This window comes from Sphingomonas sp. Leaf242 (genome assembly GCF_001422045.1).
GTDB lineage: Bacteria > Pseudomonadota > Alphaproteobacteria > Sphingomonadales > Sphingomonadaceae > Sphingomonas.
Genome location: NZ_LMLW01000001.1, coordinates 215,983 through 231,747, shown reverse-complemented (window position 1 = coordinate 231,747; position 15,765 = coordinate 215,983). Strand labels below are relative to the sequence as shown.

Here is a 15,765-nt window from a genome sequence, read left to right as displayed (position 1 = left end):
GGAGGGGGGAGTTAGGGGCGCGCCACCGGGTCGGGCGCCATAAGCAGGCGGTTGCGCGGGATCGCTTCGGGCATTTCCTCGCGGATATACTTCAACAACGCTTCCCGCACATCGCAGCGCAGATCGAACGCGATCGCAGCGTCCTTGGCGGTCATCAGCCCGCGCAACTCGATGCAGTCCGTCTTCACGTCGGTCACCTGGAGGTTGTAGAACCTCTTGTCCCAGCGCGGGTTCGACGTGACGATCTCGCCCAGCTTCTCGCGCAGGCGCGGCACGTCCGCGGACGGATCGAGATACCAGAACACCGACCCCATCAGCTGGCTCGTCTCGCGCGTCCAGTTCTGGAAGCTCTGCTCGAGAAACTTCGACACGGGCACGACGAGGCGGCGTTCGTCCCAGATCTTGATGACCACGAACGTCAGGTTGATCTGCTCGACCCGCCCCCATTCGCCGTCGACGATCAGCACGTCGTCGATCCGGATAGGCTCGGTGAACGCCATCTGCACGCCGGCGATCAGGTTCTTGAGCGCGGGCTGCGCGGCGGCACCGACGACGAGGCCGGCGATGCCCGCCGACGCCATCAGCGTGACGCCGATCGAGCGGATGCCGGGGACGCTCAGCAGCATCAGGCAGACGCTGATGAAGACGATGAAGAACGTCCCAATCCGCCCGAGGATCGCCGCACGGGTGCGTTTCCGCCTGGCGCGGAGATTGTCCTCGACCGAGATGTCGGCGCGGATCTCGATGACGTCCTGGAACGCGCGCAGCGCCGCGACGGCGAGCCAGCCGAGCAAGGCCGGGACGAGGAAGCCAAGCAACTGCTTCCACAAATCCTCGACATCGTTGTCCATCGGCAGGATCCGCGCGACGAACGCGACCGCGACCGAGACGAACACCGCACGCAACGGGCGGCGGACGCGGGCGAGGACGAGGCCATCGGTCTTGGCGGTCGAGCGGCGCTGGGCGTGGCCGCCGATCCGCATCGTCAGCCAATGCGCGATCAACGCGACGAGGACGGCCGCCGCGACGACGGCGACGCTCTCCAGCCAGACCCATTCATGGGGTATGTGAAGCGATCTGAATATGCGCATGTAGGCGCAACGGTGCGTGGCCGCGGATGTTCCGCTGCAGTGCAGCATGGTGTTGCGATACGGGGCAGCTTTTTTCCTGCCACACTTCGTGCGTAAGTCCGTGCCCATGAAGGCCATCATCCTTGCTGCCGGTCACGGATCGCGGCTGCTGCCGTTGACGCTGACGACGCCGAAATGCCTCGTGCAGGTCGGCGGTCGTGCGATCCTCGATCATCAGCTCGACGCGGTCGCGGACGCCGGGTTCGATGGTGCGGTGATCGTCGGCGGCTACCGGATCGAGCAGGTCGCGGCGCATCTGGCGGCGCGCGTGTCCGACCTGCCGACCGAGTTCGTGTTCAATCCGTTCTGGTCCGCCGCCAACAGCATCGGCAGCGTATGGGCGTCGCGGGCCTATCTCGAAGGACCGTTCACGCTAATGAATGGCGACACGTTGTTCGACGCGGCGATTTTGCGCGCCGCATTGGCCGATCGGGGCGTCGATCCGGGATCGGGCGTGAAGCTGGTCATCGAGCCGCTGGTGACGCCGGGGCTCGACGACATGCTGGTCGAAGCGAATGGCGAAACCGTCGTCGCGGTGGGCAAGCATCTGGTCGGGCACCAGGCGACGGACCGATCGCTCGGGCTGATCGTGTCGACCGGCGGCGGCGCGTATGCCGAGGCGTTGCGCGCGGTGATCGGCGAGGAGGATGGCATCCACGCTTATCATCACGCCGTCGTCCGCCGGGTCGCGGAGACCGTCGGCGTCCGCGCGGTGCGGATCGCAGGGAATGTCCACTGGCAGGAGATCGACCGACCGGAGGACATCGCGCTGTGGCAGCACGATCATGACGCGCCTGCGGGCGGCGTTTCGGGTTCATGACACGGAAGGTCGCGTTCCTGTTTCTCGGCGAGACGCTGCTGATCCCGCATCTGTATCCGATCGTCGAGGCGCTGGCCGCGAGGTCGGACGTGCCGATCGAACTCTGGGTCAGCACATCGGCGCACGAGACGTTGCTGACGCGCTGGACCGCCGCCTTCCCGACCGTCCGCATCCGACGTGCGCCCGGATTTCGCGTCGTTACTGACGACGGCAGCGGGCGCAATCCGGTGCTGCCAGCGAAGATGCCGATGCTGCTGCGGCTGCTGCCGTATCTACGCAGTGCACGCGTCGTGGTGTGTGCCGAGCAGACGAGCCTGTGGCTGCCGCGGCTGTTTCCGATGCGCGCGAAGTTCGTGAAGACGTCGCACGGGGTTGGCTCGATGAGCGCGCGCGATGATCCGCGGCGGCGGGCGGCGGCGTTGACTCTGGTGCCGAGCGAACTGGAGCGGCAGACGTATCTCGACCGCGGGTTCGCGCCCGAGCGGTTCGTCGCGACCGGCTATGTGAAGGCCGACTTCACGCACCGGACGCACGCCGCGCCGCCGTTCGCGGATACGCGGCCGGTCGTCCTGTATACGCCGCATTGGCAGCAGCATCGCTCGTCGTGGTGGCGCTGGGGGGCGGAGGTGGTGCGGCGGATCGTCGCGGACGGGCGCTACAATCTGATCTTCGCGCCGCACCAGCGACTGGTCGAGCGCGCGCCCGAGGTGGCGGACTTGATGCGCGAGATAGGCGATTTGCCGCATGTTCACTGCGACATCGATGGGTTCGCGATGGTCGATGGCAGCTACACTGGCGTTGCGGACGTGTATCTCGGCGATACGTCGAGCCAGGTAATCGAGTTCCTGATGCGGCCGCGGCCTTGCGTGTTTCTCAATGCGGGGGGGGCCGCCTGGGAGGGCGATCCGAATTACGCAATGTGGGTTTGCGGTGAGGTGGTTGAGGACGTGGCGGATGTCGTGGCGGCGGTGGACCGCTCGGCGCTGAGGCATGTGGAGTATGCGGCGGTTCAGGCGGAGTTTGCCGGGCGGTCGCTGGGGGCGGTCGAGGGTGGCGCGGCGAAAGCGGCGGGAGAAGTCCTTCGGCTACTGGAAGCCACGTCGGTCTAGTAAGCAGTTGTTCCCCCGCGGAGGCGGGGGTCCAGGGTACCAACCGCAGCGCTGCTTGATCCTGGGCCCCCGCCTTCGCGGGGGAACTAGATACGATCGGCAACCGTGAGCCCCTCTCGCTTTCACGATCAGATCGGGTAACGGGTGCGGCATGGTAGATTCGACAGCCCCCACGCCAGCGCTCCGGACCGTCCGGGCGAACGACACGCTGCTCTGGGGCATGACCAATGCCGAGCGGATCCGGCGGATCGGCGTCGCGCAGGGTCTGGCCACCGATGGCGACGGCGACACCGGGCCGGTGATCCTCGCCAACCTCGCCTATGCGTTCGACCCGATGTGGATCGCGTATCTGAAGACGCGGCCCGGCACCGTCGTGACTCGCACCGGCGTGCCCGTGCTCGCGCATGTCCGGGATGCCGACGAGCGCGCGCGGATGACCGCGGCGATGCTCGGCGAGGCACCGCTGGTGCCCGGGCTGACGGTGATCGCCGCCGAGGCCGAGGAAGGCATCTTCAACGAGGCGTTGCGCAAGCGCGAACGCCCGTTCGCCGAACTGCTGACCCCCGCCGCGGTGCCGGCGATCGAGCGCGCGAGCTATGTCGGCGCGTACAAGGGCGTCACCGACCTGCTGACCAAGTATCTGTGGCCCGAATGGGCGCTGGCGATCACGCGGGTCTGCGCGCGCGCCGGGATAACGCCGAACCAGGTGACTGCGCTCGGTTCGGTGCTGTGCATCGTCGCGACTGTGGCGTTCTGGTATGGCTGGTTCTGGACCGGGCTGGCTACGGGTCTGGTCTTCATGGTGCTCGACACCGTCGACGGGAAGCTGGCGCGGTGCACGATCACCTCGTCGAAGCTGGGGAATGCCTGGGATCACGGGGTGGACCTGGTGCATCCGCCGTTCTGGTGGTGGGCCTGGGCGGCGGGGTGCGCGCCGTACGGGCGGCCGCTCGAGGACGGCGTGTTCTGGGCGGTGATCGGGACGATGCTGTTCGGCTATGTCGCGCAGCGGCTGATCGAGGGGGCGTTCATCGTCCGGTTCGGGATGCACATCCATGTGTGGGAGCGGTTCGACAGCTGGTTCCGGCTGATTACCGCGCGGCGCAATCCCAACATGGTGATTTTGTTTGTGGGGCTGGTGGTGACGCGGCCGGACTGGGGGATCATCGGGGTCGCCGCGTGGACCGCGATCTCGCTGGTGGTGCATCTGGTGCGGCTGGTGCGGGCGATGCTGCGCAAGGCCAAGGGTGAGACGCTGGTGAGTTGGCTGGCTTGAGGGCTTCGCGAGGTCGCATACCTGCTAGCGCCGACGTCACTCCCTTCCGTTCGTCCTGAGTAGCCATCGAGTAGCTCCTCTTGCAGCGTATCGAGAGGGCGTATCGAAGGACAGGTTGGCGCGCGGAACCCATGCTTCGATACGCGCCCTCGATACGCTTCTGACGAAGCTACTCGGTCGCTACTCAGCACGAACGGAAAGAGGGGTGGGTCGTCCGATCCACCACAGGCAGTAGATCGCCAGCGCGTACAGGAAGCGGCTGTAATCCCGCTTGCCCGCGCGGTGATCGGCGAACACCTTGTCGACCGCGCCGGTGCGCCAGATGCCTTGCTCGCGGACGCCGCTGTCGCGCCAGAGCTGCTCCGCATACGCACCGAAATCGCCGGCGAACCACGCCGCCAGCGGCATCTGGAAACCCTGTTTCCGCCGATCGAGGATCCCTTCCGGCAACCACGGCGCGATGGCTTGGCGGATGACGTATTTGCCGATCTTGCCGTTGAGCTTCATGTCGGCAGGCATCGACAGTGCGAGGTCGACCATGCCCTGCCCCAGCATCGGGACGCGTACCTCCAACGAATGCGCCATGCTCGCGCGGTCGACCTTGGTCAGCATCGCGCCGGGGAGGTTGAGCGCGAGGTCGGCGAGACCGAACTGCTCGAGCGTGTCGGTCGAGATCGCGTCGGGATTGGGGAAATATTCCGCGACCAGCGCGGCGATCCCGCCCTCTTCCTCGGCGATAAACTCCGCCGAGAATATCTCACGGCGGAAGGCTTCGTTGGTGATCTGCGTCTTGGCAAAGAACCGCGCGATGCCGTTCGGGAGCGCGGCGCTGGCGGTGGTTTTCCGCCAGCGCTGCAACACCGCATTCGCATGCCGCGACGGCAAGGTCGGCACCGCATCGAGCGCTCGCGCCAAACGACGCAGCGGCGCCGGCAACGCCCCGATCCGCCTTTCCGTCGCGTGGCGCTTGTACCCGAAGAACAGCTCGTCGCCGCCATCGCCCGACAGCGCGACTTTGACCTCCTGCGCGGCGATCTGGCTGACGTACCAGGTCGGCACCGCGGAGGGATCGGCGAACGGCTCGTCATAGCAATGCTGGACCTCGGGCAGCATCGCCTGCGCGTCCGCCAGTTCCAAGGTGCGCGTGACATGGTGGCAGCCGAGATGCCGCGCGATCGCCTCGGCATGCGGCGATTCGTCGAAGCGGGGGTCGGGAAAGCCGATCGTGAAGGTGCGGACGGGGCGATCCGAGACCTGCGCCATCGCTGCGACCACCGCGGACGAGTCGACACCGCCGGACAAGAACGCGCCGACATCGACGTCCGCGACCATCTGCTTGCCGATCGTGTCGAGCCATTCGTCGCGGAAACGCTCGATCCACTCCGCCTCGGAGCGCGGCTCGGCGGGATGATAGGCGGGCGTCCAGTAGGCGCGCATCGTCGGCGTGCCGCTCGCATCAACGGTCATCACATGGCCCGGCGGCAGCGTGCGGACCTGCGCGTAGATCGAGCGCTGGGTGCGGACGTGGCCGAAGCTGAAATAATCGTGGAGCGCGCGGCGGTCGACGTCGAACGCCATGCCCGGCAGCAGCGTCAGCGTCTTCAGTTCGGAGCCGAACGCGAACCCCGCGGCCTGATCGGTGTAGTAAAGCGGCTTGATCCCGATCGGATCGCGCGCCAGCGTCAGCCGACGGGCGTGCGTATCCCACACCGCGACCGCGAACATGCCGTCGAGCCTCGCCCAGACGTCGTCGCCCCAGCGCTCGTAGCCGGCGAGAATCACCTCGGTATCGCCCGCGCTCTCGAACACGCGGCCGAGCGCTTGCAACTCGCGGCGCAATTCGCGGAAATTGTAGATCTCGCCGTTGAAGACGAGTGCATAACGGTGGTCGGGCGAATGGAACGGCTGATGCCCGCCCTCGATGTCGATGATGCTCAGCCGGCGCATGCCGAAGCCGAAATCGCCATCGGTCATCACGCCCTGGTCGTCCGGCCCGCGGTGGAGGATCGCGTCGCACTGCGCGGTTATCAGAGGCGCGGTGACGAGGCGGGGCGAGACGGCAGCGCTACCTCGCGCGTAAAGGCCGGCAATTCCGCAGATGACGAACGATCCCTCGCATGACGGCGGCACCGCCGCCCGATCGCGCGCGGTCTAGGAGCCGCCCGCCGCTTTGTCACCTCCGCCCCCGCTGCGCGCCCCGCCCGCGGCTGCGCACTCCGCCCCCGCGCATCTTGCCGCAGTCGTCGCCGCACTCTAGGGGCCGGTCGCAGATGGTTCAGGACCCCGCTCCTTCTCCGGCCCCGGCGGATGCGTCGGCGCGCGCCGGCACGACCGGGATATTCCGGGCGGCGGCGCGCAATCTCGGCTGGCTGCTCGCAAGCCGCAGCGTTCTTGCCATCCTGTCGCTCTTCTATCTCGGCTTTGCGACGCGCACGCTGGGCGTCGTCGATTTCGGCCGGTTCGCGTTGATCACCGGTGCCGCGCAGGCGCTGGCGACCTTCGTCGGCTTCCAGACCTGGCAGATCATCGTCCAATACGGCGTCGAGCCGATCCAGCACGGCGACACGCCCCGGCTCGCACGGCTGCTCCGCCTGTCGGCGATCCTCGACATGTGCAGCGCGCTGGTCGGCGCCGGACTGACCGTCGCGATCCTGTTCGCGTGGAGCGACGGGTTCGGCATCCCGCCCGACCTGATGCGCGACACGCTGATGTTCGCGGTGGTGCAGCTGATCACGATCCGCTCGACCCCGCTCGGCATCCTGCGGCTGCGTGACAAATTCTCGCTGTCGGCGGTGGCGGACAGCATGACGCCGATCATGCGTTTCGTCGGCGCCGGCGCGGCGATGATCTTCGAACCGACGATCCGCGGGTTCATGCTCGCCTGGGCGCTCGCCGAGATCGTCACCGCCGCGACCTATTGGATCATGGTCGCGAAAAGCGGCGACCTGCGCCTGCTCGCGAGCGGCCGGGGCCCGTGGCGGCAGGTGCGCGACGACAATCCCGGCATCGTCCGCTTCTCGCTCAGCACCAACGCGAGCGCGACACTGGGCCTGTCGAGCAAGCAGATCCCGCTGCTGCTGGTCGGCGCATCGATCGGCCCCGCCGCGGCGGGTGCGTTCCGGCTCGCGACTCAGCTGGCGCAGGCGCTCGCGAAACTGTCGCAGATGCTGTCGCGCGCCGCCTTCCCCGAGATCGTCCGCGCGGTGCGGACTGCCGAGCCGTCGCGCCTGCGCCGTATTCTTATCCGGACGATGCTGGCGAGCACCGCTGCGGCATTGGTGATCCTGGCTATCGTCGCGCTGGTCGGCGAGCCGATCCTCAAGCTCGTCGGCGGCAAGTCGTTCGGTCATGCCTATCCGGTGCTGCTATGGCTGGCGGCGGCGGGCTGTTTCGACCTCGCCACCGTCAGCCTCGATACGGTGATGACCGCGCTCCACCGTGCCGGCACCGTCTTCGCGATCCGCGCGGTCGGCGTGCTGCTGCTGTTCGCGGCGGCGTTCGCGCTGATGCCGACCTACGGTTCGACGGGAATCGCCGCGGCGGTCGGCGTCGGCTCGGTGGCGGTCGCGATCCTGCTCGGATTTGCCGCCGCGCGAATGACCCGCACGCCGCGCGTCGAGGCGGAAGCGGCGTAATCAGCCGGGCGTGACGGCGCATGCCGTTGCACCCCATGCTGCGACAAAGACGGCGATAAAGGCTGCGTTCACGGCGTAAATGTCATCTGCGCGCCGCTCTATCGCCACTTTTACCCGGTCTTAGTCTGTCGATGAACCCTTTATTCCTTATGATCCTGGGCGCGGCGGCGGTGCTCGCGCCGATCCAGGCGCAGGCGGCCGAGAGCTGCCAAGGTACGCCGGGCAATGGCAACGCCAAGCTGATCCTGGAAGCGACGACGATGCACAACGCCGTCGGCGAGGTCGCCTTCACCGTGTATCCCGATGACAAGAAACGGTTTCTGGCGAAGGGCGGCAAGCTCGTCCGGGCGCGCGTATCCGCCGCCAGCCCGCGCGCCTGTTTCTGGCTGAAGCCCGGCTATTACGCGATCGCGCAATATCACGACGAAAACAGCGATCATGATTTCAACCGGACGCTGTTCGTGCCGAAGGAGGGATTCGGCTTTTCGAACGACGCACCGACGTCGATCGGACTGCCCTCGTTCGCATCGGTCCGCACCGCCTTGCCCGCCTCGGGCACGACCGTGCGGATGAAGATGCGGTATCGTCGATGAACTAAACCCCGTTCACAGACATTGAACGGAAATCTTCCTGACACAAATTTGTAGCGGTTATGTGCCGCGACGGGTATCTACTATCGTGGCTAATGTCGTTTCGAACTTCAATGCATTCAGCGGGCCTTCGCTCTCGCCACCGGCACCGCCGGCATGGCGGCCCGATGGCCTGTTCGATCCGGCCGTCGCCGATCGGTACGGCGTGACCCCGCGCGAGGCCGCCGCGAAGATCCGTACCGGTATCATCTGCAATCCCAAGAGCCATCGCAACCGCAGCAGCGTCGAGGCAACCAAGCCGTTCCTGTCGGGCACGGTGCTCGCGGTCACGCCCCGCACGCAGGCCGAACTCGCCGAAGTGCTGACCGATTTCGCGCGCCACGGCATCGAACTGCTGGTGATCGACGGCGGCGACGGCACGATCCGCGACGTGCTGACCGCGGCCGCCCGCGTCTGGACCGGTGCCGCCCCGCGCGTCGCGATCGTTCCGTCGGGCAAGACCAATGCGCTCGCGCTCGATCTCGGCATTCCCGACGACTGGACGCTCGATCAGGCGCTGACCGCGGCGCGCGACGGGACCGTCAAGGTTCGCAGCCCGATCGAGGTGGTGCGCAAGGCGGACGGCACGCGCCTGCACGGCTTCCTGTTCGGGGCCGGTGCGTTCGTCCACGCGACGGCGCTGGCGCAGCGCACCCACCGGGCCGGCGCGTTCAACGGCGTCGCGGTCGGACTGGCGCTGTGCTGGGCGATCCTGCAGACGCTGTTCGGCGGCGCCAACAGCGCGTGGCGCGCGGGCGATCGCATGCGGATCCGGTATCAGGGTGGCGCGGCGCCCGCCTATGCCGCTGGCGCCAATGCCGACACCGATCGTGCGCGGTATCTGATGCTGGCGTCGACGCTCCAGCACATGCCGGTCGGTATCCGGCCGTTCGGCACGCCGCGCGAAGGCTTGAAGACGCTGGTGGTCGACGCCCCGCCGCGCTGGCTTGCGGCTGCGACGCCGTTGATCGTGACCGGATCGCCGGCCGCATGGCTCGACCGTGCGGGCTATCACCGGATCGATTCGGCGTCGCTCGACCTGTCGATGGACTCGGGCTTCATCCTCGATGGCGAAGTCTATCCCGGTGGCGACCTGACCGTGCGCGAAGGCAAGCCGCTCCGCTTCGTCGTCCCTTGAGCGCGCTGGCCGACGTCGTGCGGCGTCAACTGGCGGCCCCGACGATCCAGCCGGTACGCGATGTCGCCGAAATTCTCGCCGCCCATGACGATGTCGTCGCGGTGCTGTTCTACGGGTCGAACCTGCGGACCGGCGCGACCGAGGGGGTGCTCGACTTCTACGTGCTGACCGCCGGTTCGCCCGAGCGGGGTATCTGGCCGACCGTCAGCTACCGCGAATTCGCGATGGCGGGCGAAACGCTGCGCGCGAAAATCGCGACGATGCGGATGGCGACGTTTGCGAAGGCCGCCGCGGCCAGGTCGCTCGATACCACCATCTGGACGCGGTTCGTCCAACCGTCGGCATTGGTCTGGGCGCGCGACTCCAGCGCCGCTGATGCGGTCACCGCGGCGATCGGCGAGGCCACGAAGTCCGCGGCCAGGTTCGCGGCGGCGCTCGGGCCGGACGCTGGTACGGCGGACGACTATTGGCGCGCGCTGTTCCGCCAGACCTACGCCGCCGAACTGCGCGTCGAACGCAAGGGACGCGAGGGGCAGATTCTTGGTTTCGACCCGGACCGCTACGCCCGCTTGCTGCCGCTCGCGTGGACCGCCGACGGGATCGCGTTCGCCGACGACGCCGGCGTGCTGCGTCTAAGCCTTGCCGCCGAGACACGCCACGCGCTGCTGCGTGCCTGGCGCCGCCGCCGCCGGGCCGGCAAACCGATCAATGTCGCGCGGCTGATCCGTGCCGCGTTCACCTTCGAGGGCGCTGCGCAATACGGGCTGTGGAAGGTCGAGCGCCATACCGGGATCGCCGTGCCGCTCACCCCGTGGCGTGAGAAGCATCCGATCCTGGCGGCGCCCGGCATATTCTGGCGGGTATGGCGCGCACGGGCGAACCCTGCATGAACGAGGGGTTCAGCGCATTGATCCTGGCCGGATCGCGCGGCGGGGTCGATCCGGTCGCGGGGTATGCGGGCGTCTCGCACAAGGCGCTGATCGTGCTCGAGGGCGAGACGTTGCTCGCGCGTGTCGCGAAGGCGTTGCGCGATGCGGGAGCGACGCGGATCGCCGTCTCGGTGTCCGACGACGCGGTGCGCGCGGAGGCGACCGCGTTGGGACTCACCGTGCTGACCGCCGCCAGCGGTCCCAGCCTCAGCGTGCGCGAAGGCATCGCCGCGCTGGGCACGCCATTGATGGTGACGACCGCCGACCACGCCCTCCTCCACCCCGACTGGGTGCGCGCGTTCCGGGCGGATGCGCCGCCGCGTGCCGACGTCGCGGTGCTGCTCGCGCGACGCGACGTGATCGAACGCGCGGCGCCGGGGACCAAACGGACCTATCTGCGGTTTGCCGATGGCGCCTGGTCGGGCTGCAACCTGTTCCAGTTCGCCACCCCGCGTTCGATCGCCGCGCTCGATCTGTGGGCGCAGGTCGAGGCGGATCGCAAACGGCCGTGGCGGATCGTTCGTCGGCTGGGCGTCGGCACGTTGCTGCGCTATCTCTCTTGCAGGCTGACGCTGGTCGATGCGGTCGCGCATCTCGGCCGAATGGCGGGATTGAACGCCGCCGCGGTCGCGACTCCGTACGGTCTCGCGGCGGTCGACGTCGACAAACCCGGCGATCTCGATCTGGTCCGCGCCCTCCTCGCCGAGCAACGCGCCGCGCACTAATTTACCGCTAACAGGCAGAACCACCCTGCCCCGCCGGCCGGTTTTGTGGCAGGGCGGCGGCATGCAAACGACAACGCTTTCCGCCCGCCCGAACCGCCCCGCCGCGTCCGCGACCACCGCGATCGGCATCTACGGCAGCGCCGGCCGGATGGGCCGCGCGATCGCCGACGCGATCGAGAGCGCAGGCGCGACGCTGGCCGGCGGCGTCGACGCCGGCGAGGATCCAAACGCGATCGCGAAGCTCGCCGACGTGATGGTCGATTTCTCGACGCCGTCCGCGATCGAGGCGCATCTCGCCGCGGCACGCGCCGCCGGCACCGCGATCGTTATCGGCACCACCGGCCTGTCGCCCCAGCACCAGTCGCTGATCGATGCCGCCGCCAGCGACATCGCCGTGTTGCAGACTGGCAATACATCGCTGGGCGTAACCCTGCTCAACATCCTAGTCCGCGACGCCGCCGCGCGGCTCGGCGCCGACTGGGACATCGAGATCGTCGAGATGCATCACCGCCACAAGGTCGACGCACCCTCGGGCACCGCGCTGCTACTCGGCGAGGCTGCCGCGAAGGGGCGCGGGACGACGCTCGCCGAACTCCGCGTCGACAGCCGCGCCGGTCTGGTCGGTGCGCGCAGCGAGGGCACGCTCGGCTTCGCGTCGGTACGCGGCGGATCGGTGATCGGCGACCACAGCGTGATTTTCGCAGGCGAAGGCGAGCGGATCGAACTCAACCACCGCGCAGACGACCGATCGATCTTCGCGCGCGGCGCGGTGCAGGCGGCGATCTGGCTCGCCGGACAGTCCGCCGGTCGATACCGGATGGGCGACGTGCTCGGTCTCTGACGCGGTGAAGAAGGCCGACGTCGTCGAATTCTATGCGCGGCTGGCGGAAGCCGACCCGCATCCCGAGACCGAACTCGAATTCGTAAATCCGTACACGCTGGTCGTCGCGGTCGCGTTATCGGCGCAGGCGACCGATGTCGGTGTCAACAAGGCAACGCGCGCGCTGTTCCGCGAGGTCGATACGCCTGAGAAGATGGTCGCACTCGGACTCGACGCACTGAAGGGGCACATCAAGACGATCGGGCTCTACAACACCAAGGCGAAGAACGTCATCGCGCTCTCGCAGATGCTGATCGACGACTATGGCGGCGAGGTTCCCAACGATCGCGATGCGCTCGAGCGACTGCCGGGCGTCGGGCGCAAGACTGCGAACGTCGTGCTGAACGTCGCGTTCGGCGCCGAGACCTTCGCGGTCGACACGCATATCTTCCGGGTCGGCAACCGCACCGGCCTCGCCCGCGGTAAGACCCCGCTCGCGGTCGAACTGAAGCTCGACAAGGCGACGCCGCAGCCGTTCCGCCTGCACGCCCACCACTGGCTGATCCTGCATGGCCGCTATGTCTGCAAGGCGCGGACGCCTGAATGCTGGCGGTGCATCGTCAGCGACCTGTGCGCCTACAAACCCAAGACGCCGCCGCCCAAGGAGAGTAAGAGCACGGGCGGAGTGGCGGGCTTGCCGAGTATGCCAAATACGGAGTCATGACGTGTTTTGCACAGGTCTAACGAATGCATATCACCGTCTCGTGCGACCAATACGCACGCGACCGACACAGCGCGGCAGCGATCAGCATGAAAACGGCTAGCGCAGCCCGCCACGCTTTGCTAGGCGGGCCATCCGGCACCCGTAGCTCAGCTGGATAGAGCGCTGCCCTCCGAAGGCAGAGGCCACTGGTTCGAATCCAGTCGGGTGCACCAAAATTCATTTATCACCCCCCGATTTTAAAGCCTTAGCGGCATCTTTGGCTAACCTTTCCGCAAGGTTAGCCAAAAGCTTGTCTGCGGCAGTGTCTGAAAGCGTGCGCTGATCAGCCGCTGCGGTGTACCGCGCGACCTCGCTGTCGGTCGTATGACCGGTCCACGCCTTGATCTCTTGGTTCGAGCAACTAGCTTGGAGAACGATACACGCCAGACCTATGCGCGGACGTACCTGACGGGGATATGTCGCGAGGTAGGCATGCCGCTCAGCGTCGACCTCATGATCGAACTGAGTCGTGCGCGCGGCAAGCCCACTTATGAAACGGTCTGGCGCGGGTTCGATCAGGTCCTCGCCTCACGCGAGGAACAGCCGGATCATCCTATAAAGTCCGCTAGACAGAACGGCGACGCATAGGCCGGTCATGACGACCTGCTCGGGCCATCGGAGCAACCTGATCATCGTCCCGCCCTCCCCGACCCGGGGGGGGGGCGGCCCGACGCCGCCCTTCGGCCGGTCTACCCCAAATACGGCGCAAGAACCCCCGCCCCGCCCGCGAGCTTTTTGGGTGCCTTTGGATGCAGTCGGCTGAGATGTCCCCCCACATAAAACCTTACCTTTTGAGAGCAGTTTCGACGCTTTGGTAGGATGCAGATTGCTGCACCTGGAAGGGCAATCTGTTGCGCCTTTAACGTCTTTGAATTTTCTTCATTAATTCCGCCAGTTCGACCGGTATCATCCGGCATCTCCGGAGGCATTTGATCAGACGGCGCGGATTGAGATGCTGCGGACCAAGAAAAGCTAGTTGCATAACCGGGAGCAAGTCGTGACCTCGGTGGTCTAAAACCCACTGCGGGTATTTGATATTTTGTCCAGTGGTATAGTTAACCGTTGAGGTTTGCTGTCCAGAAAATTTAGGATTTGACCTTTCTACTGCATCAGTGATCGCGTCGACGATAGCCTGCAAGACATTTTCAGGCTGCGACCTTAGTAAATGCTCGTCTCCCGAAGTTAGATTGAGGCCCAATATCGATTGTGCTCGATTCTCCTCCATTAACAAGGTGTAAACAATAAGTGAATCGAGGATATAGTTTTCGAAACTGTATCGTCCGATCGGAAATATTCTTTCCGTGCCAGGGGCACCACCATCCTTGTCAATGATACCGCAAAACATGCTATCCAAGGGTTCGCCATCGAGCTTCCCAACCCATTTAGCGACGACTGTCGAGCCTCCAGATATCTTTGATGCGTTCGCCCCGATCGAAACGGGTAGGAACGCCAGTGCCGGCGAAGGTTGTATGGCCATCGGATCGCGTGTCGGCCTATTAGCCGAAAGAAGTTCCTGAATTACAGTGTAAAACTCTACGTCCCCCTCGTCCTCGACAAAGCAAAACTTTGTCGTTTTCGTCACGGTGATTAGGCCGGCGGTTAGGACTGAAATTATGTCTGAGCGCGAGGTGATTGGCTTGATGATTGACGATCCACTCGCGATTTCAAACACAGCATCAACGGGTGCGAGCGCCACGGTAGACGGGGAGTGGGAGGTCATAATCACCCTGACACCGTACTTCTTCACCAGCGTCTCGGAGATCGCATCAAGGAATTGTGTTGTCATGGAGGGGTGCAGATGAGCCTCGGGTTCATCTAGTAGCAAAAGCTTTGGGAATATTCCCTCCTTACCAGCCGCAAACAGCCATAGGACCAGTTGCATAATGACCTTCTCGCCGGAGGAAAGATCTAAAGCCTTTATTGTGGATCCAGTCTGGCTATTTCTCAGTCTGAGTTCGAAATCTTCGACAATTGAAGTCTCCTCAGGTGATATAACAACATATGGAAAGCCAGCGGCACTCAAGGTGTCATTTACTACCACCCAGGGAGCCGGACCAAGGGCCTTGCCATTGCGGTTAATTCCGGGGGTGCCACGCTCCAGCGCTTCCAGAGCCTTTAGCCTGTAAGCGATAAAAAGATGGTTGATCCCATTTGTGATATCAATATTGTCTAGCGCGAATTCAAAATCATCGGGGAATATTTCGTTAATAGCATCGGTAGATAGATTATAAGGGGAATTGCCACCAAGGCGCTTGGTAAGCTTACCAGTTTTTATTGCTGCGTCTATTTGATTACCGAAATGAGTCGTGCTGGCAGCAGATTGCGCTAGACTCACATAATTAAGACGGATGTCTTTTATGCCGGCAACGGAGGACGGGGTGCCACCGGAGAACTTTCCCGAACTAGGAACATAAGCAATTTCGTCAGAACCGTAATGCACGCCCTCGACATCTACTATAACGGGGAGCGGGTCATTAGTTCCAGGGTTGAATTGAGCCTGGCTAAAATGGAAAGCAAGCAGTTCTAATAGTTGGGTTTTGCCGGATCCGTTTCGTCCCGTAAGGATCGCAAACCCCGGAATGTTGTCCCATGCGAGGTTGCTGATTGACTTATACATACCGCCGTCTCGAGGAGATACGGCAAATGAAAATTCCGACATGACATTACCAACTTATAGCACCCAAAAATTCTTTCGACGTGGACTTGCGAGTCTGACGCGCCGGCTTTTCCAGTCCGGACAGCCTACCACGGCTACGGATGAGGAAACCGTGAAGTGATCGTGCTCAGACAT

General features: G+C 65.0%; 14 protein-coding genes and 1 tRNA gene. 12 read left to right on the top strand and 3 right to left on the bottom strand.

Features of this window, described 5'->3' with window-relative positions:
- Positions 1 to 11: 11 nt before the first annotated feature.
- On the bottom strand, positions 12 to 1,091 hold the full coding sequence (locus tag ASF09_RS01110) for a mechanosensitive ion channel family protein (RefSeq protein WP_060523982.1): 1,080 nt from the start codon (positions 1,089 to 1,091) through the stop codon (positions 12 to 14).
- Between the two features lie 106 nt (positions 1,092 to 1,197).
- On the opposite strand from ASF09_RS01110, the gene ASF09_RS01105 reads away from it, so the two are divergent.
- The 3 genes from ASF09_RS01105 (at position 1,198) to ASF09_RS01095 (ending at position 4,335) form a co-directional block, all read left to right on the top strand.
- Complete coding sequence (locus tag ASF09_RS01105; RefSeq protein WP_060523980.1) at positions 1,198 to 1,950, top strand: phosphocholine cytidylyltransferase family protein; 753 nt, start codon at positions 1,198 to 1,200, stop codon at positions 1,948 to 1,950.
- On the top strand, positions 1,947 to 3,059 hold the full coding sequence (locus tag ASF09_RS01100) for a hypothetical protein (RefSeq protein WP_060523978.1): 1,113 nt from the start codon (positions 1,947 to 1,949) through the stop codon (positions 3,057 to 3,059). The genes ASF09_RS01105 and ASF09_RS01100 overlap by 4 nt, the downstream gene beginning before the upstream one ends.
- Positions 3,060 to 3,210: 151 nt before the next feature.
- The gene (locus tag ASF09_RS01095; protein WP_060523976.1) at positions 3,211 to 4,335 is read left to right on the top strand and encodes a CDP-alcohol phosphatidyltransferase family protein; all 1,125 of its coding nucleotides are present in this window, start codon (positions 3,211 to 3,213) and stop codon (positions 4,333 to 4,335) included.
- A 180-nt stretch (positions 4,336 to 4,515) separates the two neighbouring features.
- Here the strand turns inward: ASF09_RS01095 and asnB are convergent, their stop codons facing one another.
- Positions 4,516 to 6,465, bottom strand: coding sequence for an asparagine synthase (glutamine-hydrolyzing) (gene asnB / locus ASF09_RS01090; RefSeq protein WP_235529488.1), 1,950 nt, complete (start codon positions 6,463 to 6,465; stop codon positions 4,516 to 4,518).
- A 140-nt stretch (positions 6,466 to 6,605) separates the two neighbouring features.
- Between asnB and ASF09_RS01085 the strand changes: the two genes are divergently transcribed.
- From ASF09_RS01085 to ASF09_RS19960, 9 genes are all read left to right on the top strand, one after another.
- Complete coding sequence (locus ASF09_RS01085; RefSeq protein WP_082443977.1) at positions 6,606 to 7,970, top strand: lipopolysaccharide biosynthesis protein; 1,365 nt, start codon at positions 6,606 to 6,608, stop codon at positions 7,968 to 7,970.
- Positions 7,971 to 8,119: 149 nt separating this feature from the next.
- Positions 8,120 to 8,563 carry a DUF2141 domain-containing protein gene (locus ASF09_RS01080; RefSeq protein ID WP_060523975.1) on the top strand — a complete coding sequence of 148 codons (444 nt, stop codon included), beginning with the start codon at positions 8,120 to 8,122 and terminating at the stop codon, positions 8,561 to 8,563.
- Positions 8,564 to 8,648: 85 nt separating this feature from the next.
- The gene (locus tag ASF09_RS01075; protein ID WP_060523973.1) at positions 8,649 to 9,737 is read left to right on the top strand and encodes a diacylglycerol/lipid kinase family protein; all 1,089 of its coding nucleotides are present in this window, start codon (positions 8,649 to 8,651) and stop codon (positions 9,735 to 9,737) included.
- Entirely contained in the window at positions 9,734 to 10,627 is an 894-nt protein-coding gene (locus ASF09_RS01070) for a hypothetical protein (protein WP_060523971.1), read from the top strand. Before ASF09_RS01075 ends, ASF09_RS01070 begins: the two co-directional genes overlap by 4 nt.
- Positions 10,624 to 11,391: a nucleotidyltransferase family protein gene (locus ASF09_RS01065; RefSeq protein WP_060524854.1), complete on the top strand. Its 768-nt coding sequence runs from the start codon at positions 10,624 to 10,626 to the stop codon at positions 11,389 to 11,391. The genes ASF09_RS01070 and ASF09_RS01065 overlap by 4 nt, the downstream gene beginning before the upstream one ends.
- 61 nt (positions 11,392 to 11,452) lie before the next feature.
- Positions 11,453 to 12,232, top strand: coding sequence for a 4-hydroxy-tetrahydrodipicolinate reductase (gene dapB, locus ASF09_RS01060; RefSeq protein WP_060523969.1), 780 nt, complete (start codon positions 11,453 to 11,455; stop codon positions 12,230 to 12,232).
- A gap of 4 nt (positions 12,233 to 12,236) precedes the next feature.
- A complete protein-coding gene (gene nth / locus ASF09_RS01055) occupies positions 12,237 to 12,935 on the top strand; it encodes an endonuclease III (RefSeq protein WP_060523966.1) in 699 nt (232 codons plus the stop codon).
- Positions 12,936 to 13,070: 135 nt separating this feature from the next.
- Positions 13,071 to 13,147: transfer RNA gene (locus tag ASF09_RS01050), tRNA-Arg, on the top strand.
- Positions 13,148 to 13,340: 193 nt separating this feature from the next.
- Positions 13,341 to 13,562, top strand: coding sequence for a hypothetical protein (locus tag ASF09_RS19960; RefSeq protein WP_156359122.1), 222 nt, complete (start codon positions 13,341 to 13,343; stop codon positions 13,560 to 13,562).
- Between the two features lie 271 nt (positions 13,563 to 13,833).
- Here the strand turns inward: ASF09_RS19960 and ASF09_RS19510 are convergent, their stop codons facing one another.
- Positions 13,834 to 15,633: an ATP-binding protein gene (locus ASF09_RS19510; protein WP_082443975.1), complete on the bottom strand. Its 1,800-nt coding sequence runs from the start codon at positions 15,631 to 15,633 to the stop codon at positions 13,834 to 13,836.
- Positions 15,634 to 15,765: the final 132 nt, after the last annotated feature.